This is a genomic window from Agarivorans sp. DSG3-1, from assembly GCF_046774965.1.
In the GTDB taxonomy this organism is placed as follows: domain Bacteria; phylum Pseudomonadota; class Gammaproteobacteria; order Enterobacterales; family Celerinatantimonadaceae; genus Agarivorans.
The window spans coordinates 1892993-1911410 of record NZ_CP177241.1 but is presented as its reverse complement, the minus strand read 5'-3'; the positions used below and the strand labels follow the sequence as shown (position 1 = coordinate 1911410).

The following is an 18418-nucleotide window of genomic DNA, read 5'->3' as shown; positions in this document are numbered from 1 at the left end:
TCATGAGTACCTTAATCGCTGAGAACCTTGCCAAAAGCTACAAAGGTCGCAAGGTAGTAAAGAACGTCAGTTTAAATGTAGAAACCGGGAAAATTGTTGGTTTACTAGGGCCAAACGGCGCCGGTAAAACCACTACCTTCTACATGGTAGTTGGCCTAGTACCACGAGACCAAGGCCGAATACTTATCGATGATGACGATCTGTCTAGCACCGCTATGCATACTCGAGCACGAAAAGGCATTGGTTATCTTCCCCAAGAAGCCTCTATCTTTCGCCGTTTATCGGTAGAAAAAAATATTCTAGCGGTATTAGAAACCCGTAAGGATTTGGACAAAGAGCAGCAAATTGGCGCATTGGACGATTTGCTAGAAGAGTTTCACATTGGGCATATTCGCAAAAATCTCGGTATGAGCCTGTCAGGCGGAGAGCGTCGCCGGGTAGAAATTGCCCGCGCCTTAGCCGCAGCCCCTAAGTTTATTTTGCTTGACGAACCCTTCGCTGGGGTAGATCCTATTTCCGTTATTGATATTAAAAAAATCATTGAACATCTGCGTGATCGCGGTCTAGGTGTATTAATTACCGACCACAATGTAAGGGAAACTCTCGATGTTTGTGAGCATGCCTATATCGTTAGTCAGGGTGAATTGATAGCCTCAGGTAAGCCACAAGAAATACTTGAAAACGAGCACGTGAAACGAGTTTATCTCGGTGAACAATTCAAGCTATAGTTAAAGTGCAGCTTAGAAAATAATATAAAAAGAAGGGATAGCGGTAGTTAATGAAAGCATCTTTGCAGTTGCGTCTTGGTCAGCAGTTAACCATGACCCCCCAGTTACAACAGGCCATACGCTTACTCCAGCTTTCAACCCTGGATTTACAGCAAGAAATTCAAGAGGCTCTGGAAAGTAACCCTCTGCTTGAGGCGGATGAGTCACATTCGAATGATGGTGACGCAACAGACGCTAAGTCAGCCAATGAAAAATCTACAGAAGCCGAATCCAGCGCCGACGTAGACAGCAGCCAAATGGAAGCTGGTGATGCCATTAACCAAGAAACTGTTTCTGATGACCTACCCGTAGACTCCACTTGGGATGATATTTATAGCGCCAGTTCCGCGCCAGCTAGCTCATCGAGCGGCAGTAGCGGTGGTGACGACAACGATATGTTATTCCAAGGCGAAACCGTTGACTCCTTACAAGATCACATGCTGTGGCAAATGCGCCTTACTCCATTCAGCGAAGTAGACCAAGCCATTGCTTTAGCCATTATTGATGCAGTAGATGAATCTGGTTACCTCACACAAGATTGTGAACAGTTATTAGATGGCCTCAATTCTAGTGACAATAACGACTTAGATGTAGAGCTTGACGAAATTGAAGCAGTACTAAAACGGATTCAGCATTTCGACCCCGTAGGCATTGCCGCGCGCTCACTACAAGAATGTTTGTTAATTCAATTAAGCCGTTTTTCCCCAGAAACACCATGGCTAAATGAAGCCAAAGATGTGGTGTCTAACCATATCGATGTATTAGCCAATCGAGATTTTCGCTTATTGGCTCGAAAGACCAAATTAAAAGAAGACCAGCTGCGCGAAGTGATGCGTTTGATTCACACCTTAGAACCACGCCCGGGTAACGCTGTTGAGCCAAACCAAGCCCAATACGTTATTCCCGATGTTTCCGTAGTGAAGCGCCAAGGTCGTTGGGTGGTAGAGCTAAACCCCGATGCGATGCCGAAGCTAAGAGTAAACTCTCACTATGCATCCTTAAGTAAAACGTCTAATGCCACCGATACTCAGTTTATCCGTAGCCACTTACAAGAAGCCAAGTGGTTTATTAAGAGTATTGAAAGCCGCAATGAAACCTTACTCAAAGTCTCTAACTGTATCGTTCACCATCAACAAGCCTTCTTCGAATACGGTGAAGAAGCAATGAAACCAATGGTGCTGAACGATGTGGCCGAAGCAGTAGAAATGCACGAATCAACGATTTCTCGAGTGACAACTCAAAAATTCATGCACACACCTCGCGGCATTTTCGAACTTAAGTATTTTTTCTCTAGCCATGTGGCTACCGATGGCGGCGGTGAATGTTCATCTACCGCTATTCGTGCATTAATTAAGAAACTGGTTGCTGCCGAAAATACCAGTAAACCTCTCAGCGATAGTAAGATTGCTGATATTTTGGCAGATCAGGGGATCAAGGTGGCAAGACGTACGATTGCAAAATATCGTGAGTCTTTAGCGATACCACCTTCTAACCAACGTAAGAGCCTACTTTAAGGCCAATCAAGGGGACTATATTTATGCAAATTAATCTTACCGGACACCACGTTGATATAACTGAGTCTTTAAAAGAATATGTCCATAACAAGTTTGCCAAGCTCACTCGACGATTTGACCAGATAAACAATGTTCATGTCATCCTCAACGTCGAGAAGCTCAATCAAATTGCAGAAGCCACCTTACATTTAAATGGCGGTGAATTATTCGCTACCGCTGAACATTCAGATATGTATGCGGCCATTGATGGTCTCATCGACAAACTTGACCGCCAAGTTATCAAACATAAAGAAAAACTTAACAAACATTAGTCACCTCCATGCAAATAGATAAAGTACTAAGCTTGGATTGCACTCAAAGTGCAGTCCAATGCTCTTCAAAGAAACGCGCCTTAGAAATCATTAGTGAACTAGCCGCTGGTCAACTGGATACGACAGCTCAATGTATATTTGAGAGTTTGTTGAATAGAGAAAAAATGGGCAGCACCGGTATCGGGCAAGGCGTGGCAATACCTCATGGCCGCATTGATAAACAGCATCAAACAACCGCTGTTTTTTTACGTTGTGATCCCCCAATTGCTTTTGATGCCATTGACAATAAACCTGTTGATTTGGTTTTTGCCTTACTGGTACCAGAAGATCAGTGTAAACAACACCTCAACACCTTATCTCAAGTAGCTGAAAAACTTAACGATAAGCAAGTATGTAAACAACTTCGTTGTGCACAAAGTGATGACGAATTATACGACATCATGGTAGCCTAATACTCTAATCACCGTTAGGGATAGTCATGGAACTCATTATCGTGAGTGGGCGTTCTGGTTCAGGAAAAACCGTCGCCTTAAGAGTACTAGAAGATCTGGGCTACTATTGCGTAGACAACCTCCCGGTTGTGTTATGGCAATCTCTTATCGATAACTTAAAAAATACTTACTCTAAAGTAGCAATAAGTATCGATATTCGAAACCTCCCAGACGAACCTTCGCCGATAGGCCAAATTATTCGCAACGCCGGCCCTGATGTGAATCTATTAAGCATTTTTTTAGATGCTAAAGACGAAGCGCTGATCCGCCGTTACAGCGAAACTCGGCGAGTTCACCCGCTGAGTCAAACTAATTTGTCTCTGGCGGAAGCGATTGAATCGGAAACCGAGCTGCTGGCACCGTTATCTCGAAATGCTGATTTACGCATCGATACTTCACGCTTATCAGTGCATGAGCTAAGTGGCTTAATTCGCTCTAGAGTAACTGGCGATCAGCAACAACAGTTAATTTTAGTGTTTGAATCGTTTGGCTTTAAAAACGGCGTACCTAACGATGCTGACTATATGTTTGATGCTAGATTTCTGCCGAACCCCCATTGGCAAGAAGAGTTACGACCACTGACTGGCCTAGATAAACCCGTTCAAGAGTATTTATCAGCACAAGCTTTGGTCAATCAATACATTAAGCAAATTCGTGATTTACTACAATCTTGGTTACCGCATTTGGAAGCCAATAATCGCGCTTATCTAACCATTGCCATTGGTTGCACTGGTGGCCAACACCGTAGTGTTTACGTAGCAGAAAAACTAGCTGAACACTTTAGTGCTCAGCGTAAAGTACAACGTCGCCATCGCACTTTGGAACACCGTCTTGAAACTCACTAGGCAAGTTATCGTTAAAAACAAGCTGGGGCTGCATGCTCGCCCAGCGACAAAACTGGTAGAGCTGGCCCAAAAATTTGATGCTGAACTAACCATTATCGATGGCGAGAAAACTGCCTCAGCTGCCAGTGTAATGGGCTTGTTGGTGTTAGCCAGCGCTCAAGGTAATACCTTAACCATTATTTCCGAAGGGGACGATGCCACTGCGGCTTTAGATGCTGTTCAAGCGTTAATAGAAGCAAATTTCGACGAAGAATAAACCAAAGCGCAATAAACACACGCTACACTTAGCAAGCGCTGCTTAAACAATAATAGGGAATGCTTATGCCGGAAGAGATGGAGTTAAACCCTAATCAGCACAAACGTTTGCAGGAGCTTAACCAAGCCCTAGACAGCGGTATGTTTGTGCATGTTAGGCGCATGCTTCATCAAATGCCGGCCTGTGACGTAGCCTTACTGCTAGAATCTAGCCCACCAGCGGGGCGGAAAGTGTTATGGCAACTCACCGATCCTGAACAACACGGCGAAATTCTCGAAGAGCTTAACGAAGACGTAATGGAAGGCGTGCTGCAATTAATGGCGCCTGAGACGCTTGCCGCAGCCACCGAAGGCATGGACACCGACGATATCGCTTATGTGCTGCGTAGCCTGCCTGATAGTGTGTATCAAGAAGTATTAGAACAGATGGACGGGCAAGACCGTCATCGTGTAGAAGCCGCCTTAGCCTATCCTGAAGATACTGCCGGCAGTATCATGAACACTGACACCATCACCATTCGTGCCGACGTCACTATTGATGTGGTATTACGTTACTTACGGGTGCGCGGTGAACTGCCCGAGGCCACAGACGCCTTGTATGTAGTGGACGAGGATGATTCACTACTCGGTGATATCCCTTTATCCACCCTGCTTACCGTTAACCCCAATGTTGACGTTCGCGACGTGATGGACAGTAAGGCAGAGACCATTCCGGTAGCGATGGATGAAGATGATGTAGCGGCATTATTTGAGCGCCACGACTGGATTTCAGCCCCTGTTGTCGATGAAGAAGGTCACTTATTGGGCCGAGTGACCATTGATGATGTGGTTGATATTATTCGTGAAAATGCCGAGCACAGTATGATGGGCATGGCAGGCATGGATGATGACGAAGATACCTTTGCGCCGGTAATAAAAAGTACTCAACGTAGAACCTTTTGGCTAGCAATAAACTTGTGTGCAGCGTTAATCGCAGCCTCTATCAGTAACATGTTTGAGTCAACCTTGGAACAATTAGCCACCTTGGCAATTTTAATGACGATTGTCCCTAGTATGGGAGGCATTGCCGGTAATCAAACACTTGCCCTGGTAATCCGTGGCTTAGCTGTGGGGCATATTGGGGAAGGTAACTCACGCTGGCTCATCGGCAAAGAAGCGGCTATTGGCATGCTCAACGGTATGATTTGGGCCACGGTGATTGCGATAGTGGTAACCTTTTGGAAAGGAGATTGGACACTGGGTGTGATCATCGCAGGGGCGATGTTTATAAATATGTCATTAGCCGGGCTGGCTGGCGTTACTATTCCCCTGCTAATGAAGAAATTTAACATTGACCCAGCATTAGCTGGCGGTATGGCTTTAACCACCATTACAGATGTAATGGGCTTATTCTCTTTCTTAGGAATGGCCACCTTAATACTGGCTTAAACAAAGCTAGAGGCCAGAGACGAGAACTGAGCTAGAGCAAACAATTCAGCTTCTTTGTGGCTCTAGCCCAATCCAATTATCTTTAGCTACCTGCAATCTTCATTGAAGAAATCAATATCGAGCCAGTTTGAATAGCACTCTCTTTATCGAAGTCATCAGCAATAGCGACAACATTCGCAAACATTTCAGGCAAAGTACTGGCCACGGTGATTTCATGTACTGGAAAAGCAATTTCACCGTTCTCTACCCAGTAGCCAGCGGCGCCGCGAGAGTAGTCTCCAGTTACCGTATTTACCCCTTGCCCCATCATTTCGGTTACTAATAAGCCCGTCCCCATTTGCTTTAACAGCTCAGCCCTATTTACACCGCTATTTTTCACAAGCCAGTTATGAATACCGCCCGCATGCCCGGTACTTTGCATGCCCAACTTACGGCCCGCATAAGTCGTTAATAAGTAAGACTCTAAAACTCCATCGGCAATAATGTGTTTAGCTTTAGGTGCTACACCTTCGCTGTCAAAAGGCGTACTTGATAAGCCCTTTTTAACAAATGGGTCTTCGTAAATAGACAACCAACTCGGGAACAATTTTTTTCCCAAACTATCGAGTAAAAATGACGAACGACGATATAAATTACCACCACTAATCGCTCCAATTAAATGGCCAAACAAGCTACCCGCCACTTCTTGATCAAATACCACAGGTACTTCACAAGTCGAAATTTTGCGACTGCCTAAACGACCTAGGGTTTTACTGGTCGCTTGAGCAGCAATCTCTTCAATACTGTCGAGGTCAGAGAAGTCACGCGCTACGCTGTAGGCGTAATCACGTTGCATATCTTTTTCACCAGCGATCAACATACAACTAATACTATGACGACTGGTCGGGTAACCGCCTACAAAGCCGTGGCTATTTCCAAATACCTTAACCCCGTAGTGGCTATTAATGTTCGCCCCATCACTGGCTTTAATTTTAGGGTTAGCCAACGCTAATCCCTCACACTTTTTGGCAAGCTCAATAAAACGGTCAGGCTCTAGTGGGTGTGGGTGGAATAAATCTAAATCAGGAATATCAGTGGCGAGTAGCTCTTTGTCGGCAATTCCGGCAGCTTTATCTGCCGAAGTGAATTTAGAAATATCGTAAGCCGCTTTCACTGCATTCTTAATTGCTTCTGGGCTTAAATCAGAGGTTGAAGCACTGCCCTTACAGTTAGCCGTATATACCGCGATACCCAAGGCACCATCGTGATTAAACTCCAGCGTTTCCACTTCTTGATCACGGGTAGCCACGCAAATTCCGGTTTGCTTAGAAATCGACACTTCCGATTCGTCGGCTCCTAGTTGTTTGGCTTCTTGAATGGCAAACTCTACAGCCTGTTTTAATTGGCTTAACTCTTGGCTAACTTGTTTTTCAGGGCTCATTGTTATTCTTCATCTCCATGCATTTCCCTAGCATAACAAAACTCATCGAGCGACCATATGCAAGAACTGGTAAGATATGAAAAAAAGTACCATGAGAGTTAAAAATGAAGAAAGAACAGCCCATTGATGATGACGATTGGATCAGTAAGTCCGAAATCAAGCGAGAAGCAGACCGGCTGAAAAAACTAGGTGCCGACTTGGTTGGGTTAACCAATCCGCAGCTAGCCACTATTGAGATGAGTCCAACCTTACGCGAAGCCATTGCCCTAGCTAAACGTTTGAAAGACAAACGCGAAGCCTCACGCCGCCATATGAACTACATTGGCAAAGTGATGCGCACTGAAAATGAAGAGCAAATTAATGCTGGCTTAGACAAGATCCGTAATAAACATATTTATCAGGCTCAAGCGCAACTTGCGTTAGATAAACAACGTGACCTCTTAATTGCCGAAGGCGATTCAGCGATTAATAACTTAGTAGCTGAGAACCCTAACTTTGAGCGCCAAAAGCTTCGCCAATTAGTCCGCCAAGCTAAAAAAGAATTAGAGCAAGAAAAACCAGACAAAGCCCATCAAGAACTGGCTAAATACCTAAAAGAACACCATTAAAAAAGGGGCTTAACGCCCCTTTTTATTATGCTGTACCACCTACAGTAAGTTCATCCAACTTCAAGCTAGGCTGTCCTACTCCTACCGGTACACTTTGACCTTCTTTACCACATACACCAACACCTTGATCGAGCGCGAGGTCATTGCCAACCATCGACACTTGCTGCATCGCTTCTGGTCCGCTACCAATTAAGGTGGCGCCTTTAATTGGCGCGGTAATTTTGCCGTCTTCGATGAGGTAAGCTTCTGAGGCAGAAAATACGAATTTGCCTGACGTAATATCTACTTGGCCACCACCAAAGTTGGGCGCATAAATGCCTCGTTTAACCGAAGCAATAAGCTCTTCGGGTTCACTTTCACCGGGCAACATATAGGTATTTGTCATACGCGGTAGGGGCAAATGGGCATAAGACTCACGTCGGCCATTACCGGTAGAATGCGTATTCATAAGCTGAGCGTTGTGTTTGTCTTGCATGTAGCCTTTAAGCACACCTTTTTCAATCAATACATTGTATTGGCCAGGCGTACCTTCATCATCGATACTGACCGAACCGCGACGATTTCCCATCGTGCCGTCGTCTACCACAGTACATAAACTGGAGGCGACCTTCTCACCCATGCAGCCACTAAAAGCAGAGGAGCCCTTACGGTTAAAGTCTCCCTCTAAACCATGGCCTACCGCTTCATGCAGTAACACGCCAGGCCAACCGGCACCTAGCACTACCGGCATAAGTCCAGCTGGCGCATCTACCGCTTCCAAATTAACCAAGGCTTGGCGTACGGCTTCATCAACAAAGCCCATCGCCCGTTCGCGACCATTTACGTCTTCTAAGAAATAGCTATAGTTGCTTCGGCCACCGCCACCAGCAGAGCCTCGCTCACGACGCTCGTTGCGCTCTACCAATACGCTACAGTTAAAGCGAATTAAGGGGCGGATATCTGCTGCTAAGGTTCCGTCACTAGCCGCCACTAACACTTCTTCGTAAACGCCACTTAAGCTAACGATCACTTGAGTCACTGAGGAATCTAAGCTGCGCGCATATTTGTCTGCTCGTTCTAACAAAGCAATTTTTTGTTGGTTAGATAAGCTAACTAAAGGGTTGTCTGACTGATAAAACTGCTCAGCGCTAACTCGATAAAATGGTTTTACTTTTGCCGAACCAGCTTTAGCACTAATACCTCGGGCAGCCTGGCAAGTTTGAATTAACGCGCTTTGATTAATCACATCTGAATAAGCGAAGCCCGTTTGTTCGCCGCTAATTGCGCGAACACCAACGCCCTGCTCAATGTTATAGCTACCTTCTTTTACAATGCCGTCTTCTAGCACCCAAGACTCATGGCGACTATGTTGAAAATACAGATCAGCGTAATCAATTTGGTGTTTTGCTACCTCGGTCAGCGCCATTGTTAATTCTTGCTCGCCAATGCCACCCGGCACCAGTAATGACTGACTGACTTTTTCAAACGACATAGTGTTTATTCTCTCCACCCTAAATGTAATTGACCATGCAACGGCACGGGCATCCGGTCCCTAACTTGCTTTAACAACTGCGGGTTAAATTCGGCTCTTGCTGGCGCTATTCCGCTTGCTTGTAGATCTAAACAACGCCCCCACGGATCCACTATCATCGAGTGTCCCCATGTTTGGCGTTGGTTGTCATGTGTTCCAGTTTGATTTGCAGCAATCAGATATAACTGATTTTCGATGGCTCGAGCTTGTAACAGCGGCTGCCAATGGGCTTCCCCCGTTAGCGCAGTAAACGCTGCAGGAACTAATACAATATCACAGCCCTGTTGGCGCAGCAGCTGAAATAAATAAGGAAAACGCAAATCAAAACAAATCGCCATACCAACACGAATTTCATCAATATCAAACCAAGCAAGCTGCTGGCCCGCAACAAAACTATCGGATTCTCTATAGCAGCCTACGTTGTCGGCAACCTCAACATCGAATAAATGCAATTTATGATAATGCTGTAATAAGTCACCATCGGGAGAAAATGCTAAACTGGAGGTATAACAACGAGCATTATCATCAGCTTGTGTTGGCACGCTTCCCGCCACCAAATAAATAGCATAGCGTTTGGCCTGTTCGGCTAACCATTGTTGAATAGGGCCATTTGCAAGTGGCTCAGCAATACTGATATACGCTTGGTCTCCGCCACCATATTGAGCAAAGTTCTCTGGCAACAATACCAAATCCCCAGCGTGCGGCTGAGCCTGCTTTAGCAACTCTTCAGCTTGCGCTAAGTTGCTCGACAGTGAACTTCCTGAAGTCATCTGCAAGGCAATTAAATTCATCAGCGAGACTCCTTAGGACGAAACTTATCTGGCACTTTAATTTCTTGTTTAACCCGCTCCAATTCTATCAACTCTGGCTCACCAATATTGCCCGTGAGTGCAAAGTCAATTTGTGTTACCACTTCCACCACTGGTTCTAACAACTTAGATAAAGCCAATACGGCTACTCCAGTAGCGGGAGTGACCAAAAATGCAGCCAGTACCGGCAAGCTTGAAGTAACTTTAGGAGAGTAGCTCACTAGGTAATCAATTTGACCATCTCGAAAATCAACCTCGCCTTTGCCGCGCATGGAACCGGCCACACCATCAAAGAAAAAGTCCTGATTATTACCAACGCCCTGTTTAAAGGTGATGCTGCCGCTCAATGAGTCAAAGTGCATGCCTTTTTCAAATACGTCGCTAAAATCTAATTTAAGTCGGCGACGAATAGTATCCAAACTGGCTAAGGTTAATAAACGGGTACCTTTATCGCTCATTTCCGTCACCACGCCTTTGTCGGCTTGAACCTTGATATTGCCATCTAAGCTGCTCATTTCAGGACTCAATAAGCTATCGCGCCAGTTAACATCAAAAGTGAAACGTGCAGGAGTTCCTTTTAGCGGGCTTTCTTGGCCGAGATCCTCAAATACTTTTTCCATACTGGTGCTCTCAAAAGAACCAGCTAAACCAGCTTGTTCGGCTCCGTCTGGGGCATTCCAAAACAAAGCTGAAGTTAATTGGCTATGTCCCCAATCAACCCATAAGCGGCCGTTTTCCATCGCTTGGTTCTCGATCGGCAAATCAACTTTTACATTTCCTAAACGGTAATCTCCAAGCTGACAACCGCTGCAGCTGAGCTTGAGAGGCGGCAAAACTTTTAACAAACTATGACCACTGGTTTCTGAAGTAGTTTGTCGTGACTCCAGTTTTTGTAAGTCTTGTTCTACTTGTTCTTCAAAACGGCCAAAATCAATTTGATCTAAATTCGCCTTTTCAATAACAACGTTAACTGGCTGTTCAACAGAGGGATGCTTAGGTGCCGCAAGACTAGCCACTAGCTGCTCGGACTCAATTTGTAACTGGGTTTTACTGCGCGGCAAAAACGCAATATCAAAGTTATCCAGAGTTTGTTCCAGCAAGGTTGCTTTAGTGACCGCGCCCCGTACAAACATTAACTCTGGCACTTCTAAACTCACATTGGTGTAGTCTGTTTCAGGCTTCTCAGGGGTAAATTTAATTTGCTCTTTTGCCCAAAAAAGCCACGGTTCCAGATCCAGCTCAGGAAAATCAAAAGACATGGCTAAGCCTTCCCCTTCCCACAACAAGTTGTTATCTGCACCTAAATTAAGCAGTGCGTATTTCAGCTTCTTTTGGTCGTCAGCAAATTCTACTTTAGCCGTAGCGGAGACCAACTGATTAGACTCTAATTGAAATTTACTAGTAAGGTGATCGCCGTTAACGCTAAGCGCAGTAGGCCAGCTAAGGGTTGACGCCTTTTTCATTGGTGCGGGCAAGTTCATGCTCACCCCCAGTAAATCACTTCGAAAGTCACCGTTGTAATCAAACAAACCTTCCGGCTTAAGGCGAATATCTAAATCCCCTTGCCAACGTAAATTACCTTTTGCGTACTCGGTAAGTGGAATACCAAAAGCACGCTCAGCCTCCACCAATGGCCATCGCCCTGCTAAATCAAAGTTAAGCAGATAATTATCAGCGTCCGCTTCAGTATTAAACTTGATGTCTAAGGGCATCCCCCGCCACAGGGCTGATAAGTTATTGGTACGCAATTGCTCATTCTGAAAATACAAGCGGCCGTTTAGCTGACTAAGGCTCATGCCCGCTGGTAACACTTCAATGCCATTACCATTGAAGTCTACATGGCCATTTACCTCAACATCTCCGTCAGAGAGCGGAATATTAAGGTAAATTTCACCCGCTACATCACCATCTCCTAACGGAAGCTGCTGCAGGCTTGCACTTAAGGCTTCAATCGGTGATTGCAGTAAATAGTCTTGTACCGCGCTGGCTGGTCCGGCAATTTCGCCAGTAATAAACAGTTCCGACCCGCTATAAAATTTAGGAATACTGGCACTAATACGTTGTGCAGGAACCTCGCCTAAACGCGCCCTATTACTCTCCATAAACAGGCCATCATTCTGGAATAACAAATCTAGCTGCAACTCTTCTAAGGCAGGCCAATCAGGGTCAAACTTAAAGGTGGCATCATCGAGCGGTACAAAGGCTTGGAAAATGCCATTGTGTTGGTCATAGGGATAGTTGTTTAACTGCCCATACCAAAGAATTTGGCTATCTTTTGCCGCGCCAGCTAAGAGTGCGCCTTCTAAATAGGAGAAAACCTTATCGGGCATTACATTTGGGTAATACCAGTAAGCTTTGCCGGCATCTTTAATCTCGGCATTAGCCATTAAGCTCAGCAGTGGCCACTTGCCTTGTTCCGGCCAAATAAGCGCCCATTGACCAGCAAAATCTAATTCGGGAGTCAGTAATTGAGTCGCATCACTCTTTAGGCTTAAGCCCGCATCACCAAAACTAATTTCAATCTCCGATTCGAGTTGTTGTACTTGCCAAGTTTCTATAAATTGAGCTGCGAGCTGAAATGCCCCTCGCTGTTGCAAGCTTAAGTGAGCACTTTGTTTATCGCCACGAATGTATGCATTTAGCGCGAGAATACTAGGCAGGTAAGATTGTCCCACGGTGCTCAAGCCAGAAATATCAGCCTGATAGGTCAGGGCTTTGTCAGCATGTGAGTAATTGAGTTGCAGTTGGTCTAATTGCCCTTCGGTGATTAACCTTGACCAAGCAATCTCCCCTTCCTGTTCCAGGGCCACTAAAGCAGGTGACCAGGTGGCTAGGTCATACTCGGCAAGGCGCCAAGCTTGACCTTGTTTATTGAGCAAGGCTTGCAGGGTAAAATCAGCGTCAAGACTATTAACACTAATGTCCCAGGGCAGCTTATCGATACGCCAATCATCTTCAACTTTGAGACCTTGGGCTAAACCACCGTCGATAACCAAATGCTGTTCGTTGTCAGCTCCCCAATAAACATAACTAGGTTGCCATTGCACTACCCAACGTTGCTGTTGATCTGCACCAAAATCAACCCATAAAGACAGGTTTAAATCACTACCAAGATGTTCTGAACTTCGCCCTAACAAACGCGGCATAGCATTTAAGTTAAGCTGTTGCCCTTTAGCAAATAGTTTACCACTTAAAGAATCTACGTTTGAAGCATCACCTATCAGGTCTACTCGAAAGCTTATTCGGCCATTTTGTAAATCCTGACCAATAAGTATCTCACCGTTTCCTTGGTGTAGTTGACCATTATTCACCCAATCCAAATTAGCGATATCAAAGTTCATACTATGATCAGGAAACTCAATTTCTATCAAACTATTGGTTAAGCTAAAACGAGTTAATTGGCCCAGAAATACATCGGCAATGGCTTGGTAGCTTTGGCTAAAATCACGCTGGGAGCGCGCACTATGGGGGTCAATAGCTAACTGAAAATTAACTTGGTCTAGCACTAAGTCTTTAAATACTACTTGGCCTTGCTCAATACTTTGCCAGAGATCTAATTCCAGCATCAATGCGCCTACACTGAAGGTAGTTTCTCGGTTTTCTCCAATCGCTACTTGGCTATCTTCAAATACCAACATAGGGCGAAAATTATGCATGCGCGCACTAAGCTGGCCAATAGTTAAATCGGCTTGCTGTCCATCCACCAGCCAAGACGCTAAGTCGTCTTTGTAGTTAGTCGCAAAACTTAAAATGCCGCGTGCAATACTCAAGCACACGGCAACAATAACCAATAATAACGCTAAACCATGCCAGCACTTTCTCGCTCCGCGAGCAAAAGGAGTTGCCATAGGTTTACATTAAAACCACGTCAAACTGCTCTTGGCTATACATAGGTTCGGTTTGAACACGTACTTGCTTTCCAATAAAGACCTCTAATTCAGCTAAGCTATGCGACTCATCTCCCATTAGCATTTCAGCTACTTTGGTTGATGCATACACGATGAAGTTATCGGCGTCGTAAGCCCGGTTAACCCGAATGATTTCTCGTAAAGCTTCGTAGCAAACAGTCTCAACTGTTTTCACCGTGCCGCGGCCACGACAAGTTGGACACTCGCCGCATAGGATATGTTCAATACTTTCACGGGTACGTTTACGTGTCATCTCTACTAAACCGAGTTGAGAGAAGCCACTGATGTTAGTTTTAGCACGATCTTTAGCCAGCGCTAACTCTAGGCTATGCAGTACTCTGCGCTGGTGTTCCGAATCAGTCATATCGATGAAGTCGATAATCACAATACCCCCCAAGTTACGTAAACGTAGCTGACGAGCAATAGATTGAGTGGCTTCAATATTAGTATTAAAAATAGTTTCTTCGAGATTTCGATGACCCACAAAAGCACCGGTATTGATGTCGATAGTGGTCATTGCTTCGGTTTGATCGATAATCAAATAACCGCCAGACTTTAAGTCTACACGGCGTTTTAGCGCTCGCTGAATTTCATTTTCTACATCAAATAAATCAAATATCGGTCGGTCGCCAGCATAGTATTCAAGGATTTCGGTAAACTCCGGCACAAATTCAGCGCTAAAAGACACCAACTGCTCGTAGGTTTCACGAGAATCAACCCGAATCCGGTCTAAATGGGTGCCCACAAAATCGCGAATAATACGTAAAGCCAAATTCAGTTCAGCATACAGCTTGCTTTTACTAGGAGAGCTCTCTTTGCGTTGCAGAACTTTACGCCAAACGCGCTTTAAAAAGGCAGCGTCTTGCTCGAGCTCGTCGGCACCTACCCCTTCGGCAGCAGTACGAATAATAAAGCCACCTAAATCATCAACAAAATCACTACAGATTTCTTTTAGGCGATCACGTTCTTCTTCACTTTCAATGCGCTGTGATACCCCTACGTGACTGCTACCTGGCATAAACACTAAGTAACGAGAGGGGAGAGTAATATCAGTGGTTAAACGCGCGCCTTTGGTACCGAGAGGATCTTTTACCACCTGCACCATAATATCTTGGCCTTGGCGCACCAACTCAGCAATATTGCCTGCTTGAAAGTGTTCCTGCTCAGTAACATCCACGCACTCAGTGTGCGGCACAATGTCAGAAGCATGTAAAAATGCAGCTTTATCTAAACCTATATCTACAAATGCCGCTTGCATACCGGGTAATACTCGGCTCACACGGCCTTTATACATATTACCCACAATGCCACGGCGGGCATCACGTTCAACATGGGTTTCTTGCAAAATCCCGCTATCAACTAGGGCAACACGAGTTTCTGTAGGTGTAACATTGATCAATAATTCTGCTGACATAATAACCTAGCGAGTTAAATGTAAATGAAGTAAACGGTCAGTCTCTACCAAAGGTAGGCCGACCACCGAGCTATAACTACCTTCAATACGCTCGACAAACTTACCACCTACACCTTGAATGGCGTAACTGCCTGCTTTGTCACTAGGTTCTCCACTATCCCAATAATCCACCATTTGTTTGGCAGAAAGAGCGCAAAAATAGACCGAGGTAGTGACTAACTGCGTATGCGCTTTTGAGTGATGATACAGGCTGACAGCCGTCATTACTTGGTGCTGCTTAGCACTTAATAAACTCAACATGCGTTGGCTGTCATTTGCATCTTGTGGCTTACCTAAAATATGGCCATCACATACCACAATAGTATCTGAGCCCAACACGGCAATATAAGAATCGTTTTGCTGATGATAAACCGCTGCGGCTTTTTGCTCAGCTAACCTGCGTACCAGTTGTTCTGGAAGCTCACCAGCAATCGGGGTTTCATCAATATCAGCAGCTTGGGTGGTAAATGGCCAGTCAAGTTGAGCCAACAACTCTACTCGTCTTGGTGAGGATGAGGCTAAAATCAGTGAAGTTGACGACATTAAGAAATCTTCCATTGGCGACGTAGTTTGCGTAACAACAAAAATATCCAAGGCCAAGCCACAGATGTTGTAATCACTGGGTAAAAGTACCCTGCAGGTAACTGAATATCTTGCACTAGGTATTCAGCCCAAAACACCACAATTTTGGCTAAACCAGTCATGCCACCCACAACCAGAGCTTGCTGCCACACTGAAAAATTGCGTAAACGGGTAAAATTGGTTGCAACTATATACGCCACAATAGACATCGCCAGTGCTCTAACGCCTAAGGTAGAGCCTAACAATATATCGAGAATGAACCCTACAACAAAAGCGACGCCCACATTGCTGCGATGCGGTAAGGCAATGGTCCAATAAAAAACACATACCAATACCCAGTCAGGGCGGAACGCATCGGCCACTAAAGGTAGCGGAATAATCGCTAAAATTAATGCGATAAACAAACTGCCAATAATGGCGCCACGGCCATTAATCTTCTCAATCATGTTGTGCCTTTATACTGCCACTCAAACTTAGGGCCAAATCAACAATAGGTAGCGCAAGCGGTCCAATTCAACCACTGGTGTCGCCACCACATCGGCATAGGGTTTACCTTCTTGATAGTCGAATCGATTCACTACCGCTACCGGATACCCTTCAGGAAACACTCCACCTAAACCAGAGGTTACTAACACATCACCTTCACCAATATCTGTGCTGCGCGGAATATGTGGTAGCTGTAATCGACTGAGCTCACCGGTACCGGTCGCTACGGCACGAATATCGTTACGAGCAATCCGCACCGGAATACCATGGCTAGCATCGGTAATGAGTAATATTCGGCTAGTAGTCGTGCCTACATGCAATACTTGGCCAATGACACCGATATCATTAATCACCGGCTGACCTTCGTAAACACCATCCAATTTGCCTTTATCAATCACCACTTGGTGAGAAAAAGGATCTGAATCTACTGCCATAATTTCAGCCACCAGCTTACGGCTGTCATTTCGAACAGGTGAGCCCAATAACGCACGCAAGCGGGTGTTTTCTTTAGCAAGGCTTTCCATTAACAGTTGGTCAGCTCGGTTAAGTATCAGCTGTTCTTTTAAGGAGCTGTTTTCTCGTTTGAGCTGTTCACGAGTAATTACTTGATTAGACATCGAGTCCATAAGTTGACCCGGCATGTTAGCAATGTATTGCAGAGGACTTACAGCAGAATGCAAATAAACACGAACCTGTTTGAAGGCTATCAGTTTACTATCGATAAAAATCAAAGAAATTGACAATACAACAGCGAGCGCAAGGCGAAGCTCTAGAGATGGACCTGGGCCGAAGATAGGTTTCATCGGTCGTTACCTGAGTAGTTGTCGAGTTGTTTCATATAAAGCAACGGGCACAATACTGTGCCCGCGCTACAGCGCTTATTCGTAGTGGAATAAGTCGCCGCCGTGCATGTCGATCATTTCGATAGCTTTACCGCCACCACGCGCCACACAAGTTAGCGGATCGTCTGCAACCACAACTGGAATACCCGTTTCTTCCATGAGTAAACGGTCTAAGTCACGCACTAGTGCGCCACCACCGGTGAGCACCATACCACGCTCAGAAATGTCTGAGGCAAGCTCTGGTGGGCTTTGCTCAAGGGCAACCATTACTGCACTAACAATACCGGAAAGCGGCTCTTGCAGTGCTTCTAAAATTTCATTGCTGTTTAAAGTGAAGCTTCTTGGAACACCTTCAGCTAGGTTACGACCACGTACTTCAATTTCACGTACTTCATCACCCGGATAAGCAGAGCCAATCACATGTTTGATGCGCTCAGCGGTTGCTTCACCAATGAGGCTGCCGTAGTTACGGCGCACGTAGTTTATAATGGCATCGTCAAATTTGTCGCCACCAATACGTACTGAAGATGAATACACCACACCGTTCAAAGAGATAATAGCCACTTCGGTGGTACCACCACCAATATCTACCACCATAGAACCGGTTGCTTCAGATACCGGCAAACCGGCACCAATAGCTGCAGCCATTGGTTCATCAATAAGATAAACCTCACGCGCTCCTGCTCCCATGGCTGATTCACGAATAGCTCGACGCTCAACCTGAGTAGAACCACAAGGCACACACACTAAAACTCGAGGACTAGGACGTAGGAAGTTGTTGTCATGCACTTGCTTGATAAAGTGCTGTAACATTTTCTCTGTCACGTAGAAATCTGCAATTACCCCGTCTTTCATTGGGCGAATCGCTAATATGTTACCTGGAGTTCGTCCGAGCATTTGCTTAGCGGCATGTCCTACCGCAGCTACACTTTTTGGGCTGCCAGCGCGCTCTTGGCGAATCGCCACTACTGAAGGTTCGTTAAGAACGATCCCCTGATCTTTAACATAAATAAGTGTATTAGCTGTTCCTAAGTCGATAGACAAATCGTTAGAAAACAAGCCTCGAAGCTTTTTAAACATAGCTGGGAAAATCCTGAGAAATAGTGTCGATGATACGCGATTAAAACTTGGCTCACTTTACCAACGCAGGCACCGATGAGCAAGCATACTATAGAGAGAAGCCAAGGAT

General features: G+C 45.3%; 17 protein-coding genes. 8 read left to right on the top strand and 9 right to left on the bottom strand.

All coding sequences use genetic code 11. The features are described from left to right. Positions 1-2: 2 nt before the first annotated feature. The 7 genes from lptB to mgtE all read left to right on the top strand — a co-directional run bounded on the left by lptB (position 3) and on the right by mgtE (position 5611). Positions 3-728, top strand: a complete 726-nt coding sequence (gene lptB / locus ACLD71_RS09020) for an LPS export ABC transporter ATP-binding protein (RefSeq protein WP_303513952.1) — start codon at positions 3-5, stop codon at positions 726-728. Positions 729-778: 50 nt separating this feature from the next. Continuing rightward, a complete protein-coding gene (locus ACLD71_RS09015) occupies positions 779-2281 on the top strand; it encodes an RNA polymerase factor sigma-54 (protein WP_411994288.1) in 1503 nt (500 codons plus the stop codon). 23 nt (positions 2282-2304) lie between these two features. After that, positions 2305-2592, top strand: coding sequence for a ribosome hibernation promoting factor (hpf, locus tag ACLD71_RS09010; protein ID WP_137673645.1), 288 nt, complete (start codon positions 2305-2307; stop codon positions 2590-2592). Positions 2593-2600: 8 nt separating this feature from the next. Then, entirely contained in the window at positions 2601-3044 is a 444-nt protein-coding gene (gene ptsN / locus ACLD71_RS09005; RefSeq protein ID WP_137673644.1) for a PTS IIA-like nitrogen regulatory protein PtsN, read from the top strand. A gap of 26 nt (positions 3045-3070) precedes the next feature. Then, a complete protein-coding gene (gene rapZ / locus ACLD71_RS09000; protein WP_137673643.1) occupies positions 3071-3928 on the top strand; it encodes an RNase adapter RapZ in 858 nt (285 codons plus the stop codon). Then, positions 3915-4184 carry an HPr family phosphocarrier protein gene (locus tag ACLD71_RS08995; protein ID WP_137673642.1) on the top strand — a complete coding sequence of 90 codons (270 nt, stop codon included), beginning with the start codon at positions 3915-3917 and terminating at the stop codon, positions 4182-4184. The genes rapZ and ACLD71_RS08995 overlap by 14 nt, the downstream gene beginning before the upstream one ends. Before the next feature lie 65 nt (positions 4185-4249). Then, entirely contained in the window at positions 4250-5611 is a 1362-nt protein-coding gene (gene mgtE / locus ACLD71_RS08990) for a magnesium transporter (RefSeq protein ID WP_137673641.1), read from the top strand. A gap of 82 nt (positions 5612-5693) precedes the next feature. Here the strand turns inward: mgtE and pmbA are convergent, their stop codons facing one another. After that, positions 5694-7031: a metalloprotease PmbA gene (gene pmbA, locus ACLD71_RS08985; protein WP_303553428.1), complete on the bottom strand. Its 1338-nt coding sequence runs from the start codon at positions 7029-7031 to the stop codon at positions 5694-5696. 104 nt (positions 7032-7135) lie between these two features. Between pmbA and yjgA the strand changes: the two genes are divergently transcribed. Then, positions 7136-7639 (top strand): ribosome biogenesis factor YjgA, encoded by a 504-nt coding sequence (gene yjgA / locus ACLD71_RS08980; protein WP_137673639.1) that lies wholly within the window; start codon positions 7136-7138, stop codon positions 7637-7639. Between the two features lie 25 nt (positions 7640-7664). On the opposite strand, the gene tldD is transcribed toward yjgA, so the two are convergent. The 8 genes from tldD to ACLD71_RS08940 form a co-directional block, all read right to left on the bottom strand. Beyond that, positions 7665-9110, bottom strand: coding sequence for a metalloprotease TldD (gene tldD, locus ACLD71_RS08975; protein WP_411994283.1), 1446 nt, complete (start codon positions 9108-9110; stop codon positions 7665-7667). A 5-nt stretch (positions 9111-9115) separates the two neighbouring features. Further along, the gene (locus ACLD71_RS08970; protein WP_235836217.1) at positions 9116-9940 is read right to left on the bottom strand and encodes a carbon-nitrogen hydrolase family protein; all 825 of its coding nucleotides are present in this window, start codon (positions 9938-9940) and stop codon (positions 9116-9118) included. Then, positions 9940-13806 carry a YhdP family protein gene (locus ACLD71_RS08965; RefSeq protein WP_411994281.1) on the bottom strand — a complete coding sequence of 1289 codons (3867 nt, stop codon included), beginning with the start codon at positions 13804-13806 and terminating at the stop codon, positions 9940-9942. Before ACLD71_RS08965 ends, ACLD71_RS08970 begins: the two co-directional genes overlap by 1 nt. A 4-nt stretch (positions 13807-13810) precedes the next feature. Further along, complete coding sequence (rng, locus tag ACLD71_RS08960; protein WP_137673636.1) at positions 13811-15280, bottom strand: ribonuclease G; 1470 nt, start codon at positions 15278-15280, stop codon at positions 13811-13813. A 6-nt stretch (positions 15281-15286) separates the two neighbouring features. Further along, on the bottom strand, positions 15287-15862 hold the full coding sequence (locus ACLD71_RS08955; protein WP_411994279.1) for a Maf family protein: 576 nt from the start codon (positions 15860-15862) through the stop codon (positions 15287-15289). Beyond that, on the bottom strand, positions 15862-16347 hold the full coding sequence (gene mreD / locus ACLD71_RS08950) for a rod shape-determining protein MreD (RefSeq protein WP_137673634.1): 486 nt from the start codon (positions 16345-16347) through the stop codon (positions 15862-15864). The genes ACLD71_RS08955 and mreD overlap by 1 nt, the downstream gene beginning before the upstream one ends. 27 nt (positions 16348-16374) lie before the next feature. Further along, complete coding sequence (mreC, locus tag ACLD71_RS08945; RefSeq protein ID WP_137673633.1) at positions 16375-17190, bottom strand: rod shape-determining protein MreC; 816 nt, start codon at positions 17188-17190, stop codon at positions 16375-16377. 75 nt (positions 17191-17265) lie between these two features. Further along, on the bottom strand, positions 17266-18309 hold the full coding sequence (locus ACLD71_RS08940; protein WP_016400728.1) for a rod shape-determining protein: 1044 nt from the start codon (positions 18307-18309) through the stop codon (positions 17266-17268). Positions 18310-18418: the final 109 nt, after the last annotated feature.

Excerpts from the sequence above, each read along its gene's own strand:
- lptB (WP_303513952.1), top strand. The coding sequence starts at position 3 with ATGAGTACCTTAATCGCTGAGAACCTTGCCAAAAGCTACAAAGGTCGC.
- ACLD71_RS09015 (WP_411994288.1), top strand. The coding sequence starts at position 779 with ATGAAAGCATCTTTGCAGTTGCGTCTTGGTCAGCAGTTAACCATGACC.
- hpf (WP_137673645.1), top strand. The coding sequence starts at position 2,305 with ATGCAAATTAATCTTACCGGACACCACGTTGATATAACTGAGTCTTTA.
- ptsN (WP_137673644.1), top strand. The coding sequence starts at position 2,601 with ATGCAAATAGATAAAGTACTAAGCTTGGATTGCACTCAAAGTGCAGTC.
- rapZ (WP_137673643.1), top strand. The coding sequence starts at position 3,071 with ATGGAACTCATTATCGTGAGTGGGCGTTCTGGTTCAGGAAAAACCGTC.
- mgtE (WP_137673641.1), top strand. The coding sequence starts at position 4,250 with ATGCCGGAAGAGATGGAGTTAAACCCTAATCAGCACAAACGTTTGCAG.
- pmbA (WP_303553428.1), bottom strand. The coding sequence starts at position 7,031 with ATGAGCCCTGAAAAACAAGTTAGCCAAGAGTTAAGCCAATTAAAACAG.
- yjgA (WP_137673639.1), top strand. The coding sequence starts at position 7,136 with ATGAAGAAAGAACAGCCCATTGATGATGACGATTGGATCAGTAAGTCC.
- tldD (WP_411994283.1), bottom strand. The coding sequence starts at position 9,110 with ATGTCGTTTGAAAAAGTCAGTCAGTCATTACTGGTGCCGGGTGGCATT.
- ACLD71_RS08970 (WP_235836217.1), bottom strand. The coding sequence starts at position 9,940 with ATGAATTTAATTGCCTTGCAGATGACTTCAGGAAGTTCACTGTCGAGC.
- ACLD71_RS08965 (WP_411994281.1), bottom strand. The coding sequence starts at position 13,806 with ATGGCAACTCCTTTTGCTCGCGGAGCGAGAAAGTGCTGGCATGGTTTA.
- rng (WP_137673636.1), bottom strand. The coding sequence starts at position 15,280 with ATGTCAGCAGAATTATTGATCAATGTTACACCTACAGAAACTCGTGTT.
- ACLD71_RS08955 (WP_411994279.1), bottom strand. The coding sequence starts at position 15,862 with ATGTCGTCAACTTCACTGATTTTAGCCTCATCCTCACCAAGACGAGTA.
- mreD (WP_137673634.1), bottom strand. The coding sequence starts at position 16,347 with ATGATTGAGAAGATTAATGGCCGTGGCGCCATTATTGGCAGTTTGTTT.
- mreC (WP_137673633.1), bottom strand. The coding sequence starts at position 17,190 with ATGAAACCTATCTTCGGCCCAGGTCCATCTCTAGAGCTTCGCCTTGCG.
- ACLD71_RS08940 (WP_016400728.1), bottom strand. The coding sequence starts at position 18,309 with ATGTTTAAAAAGCTTCGAGGCTTGTTTTCTAACGATTTGTCTATCGAC.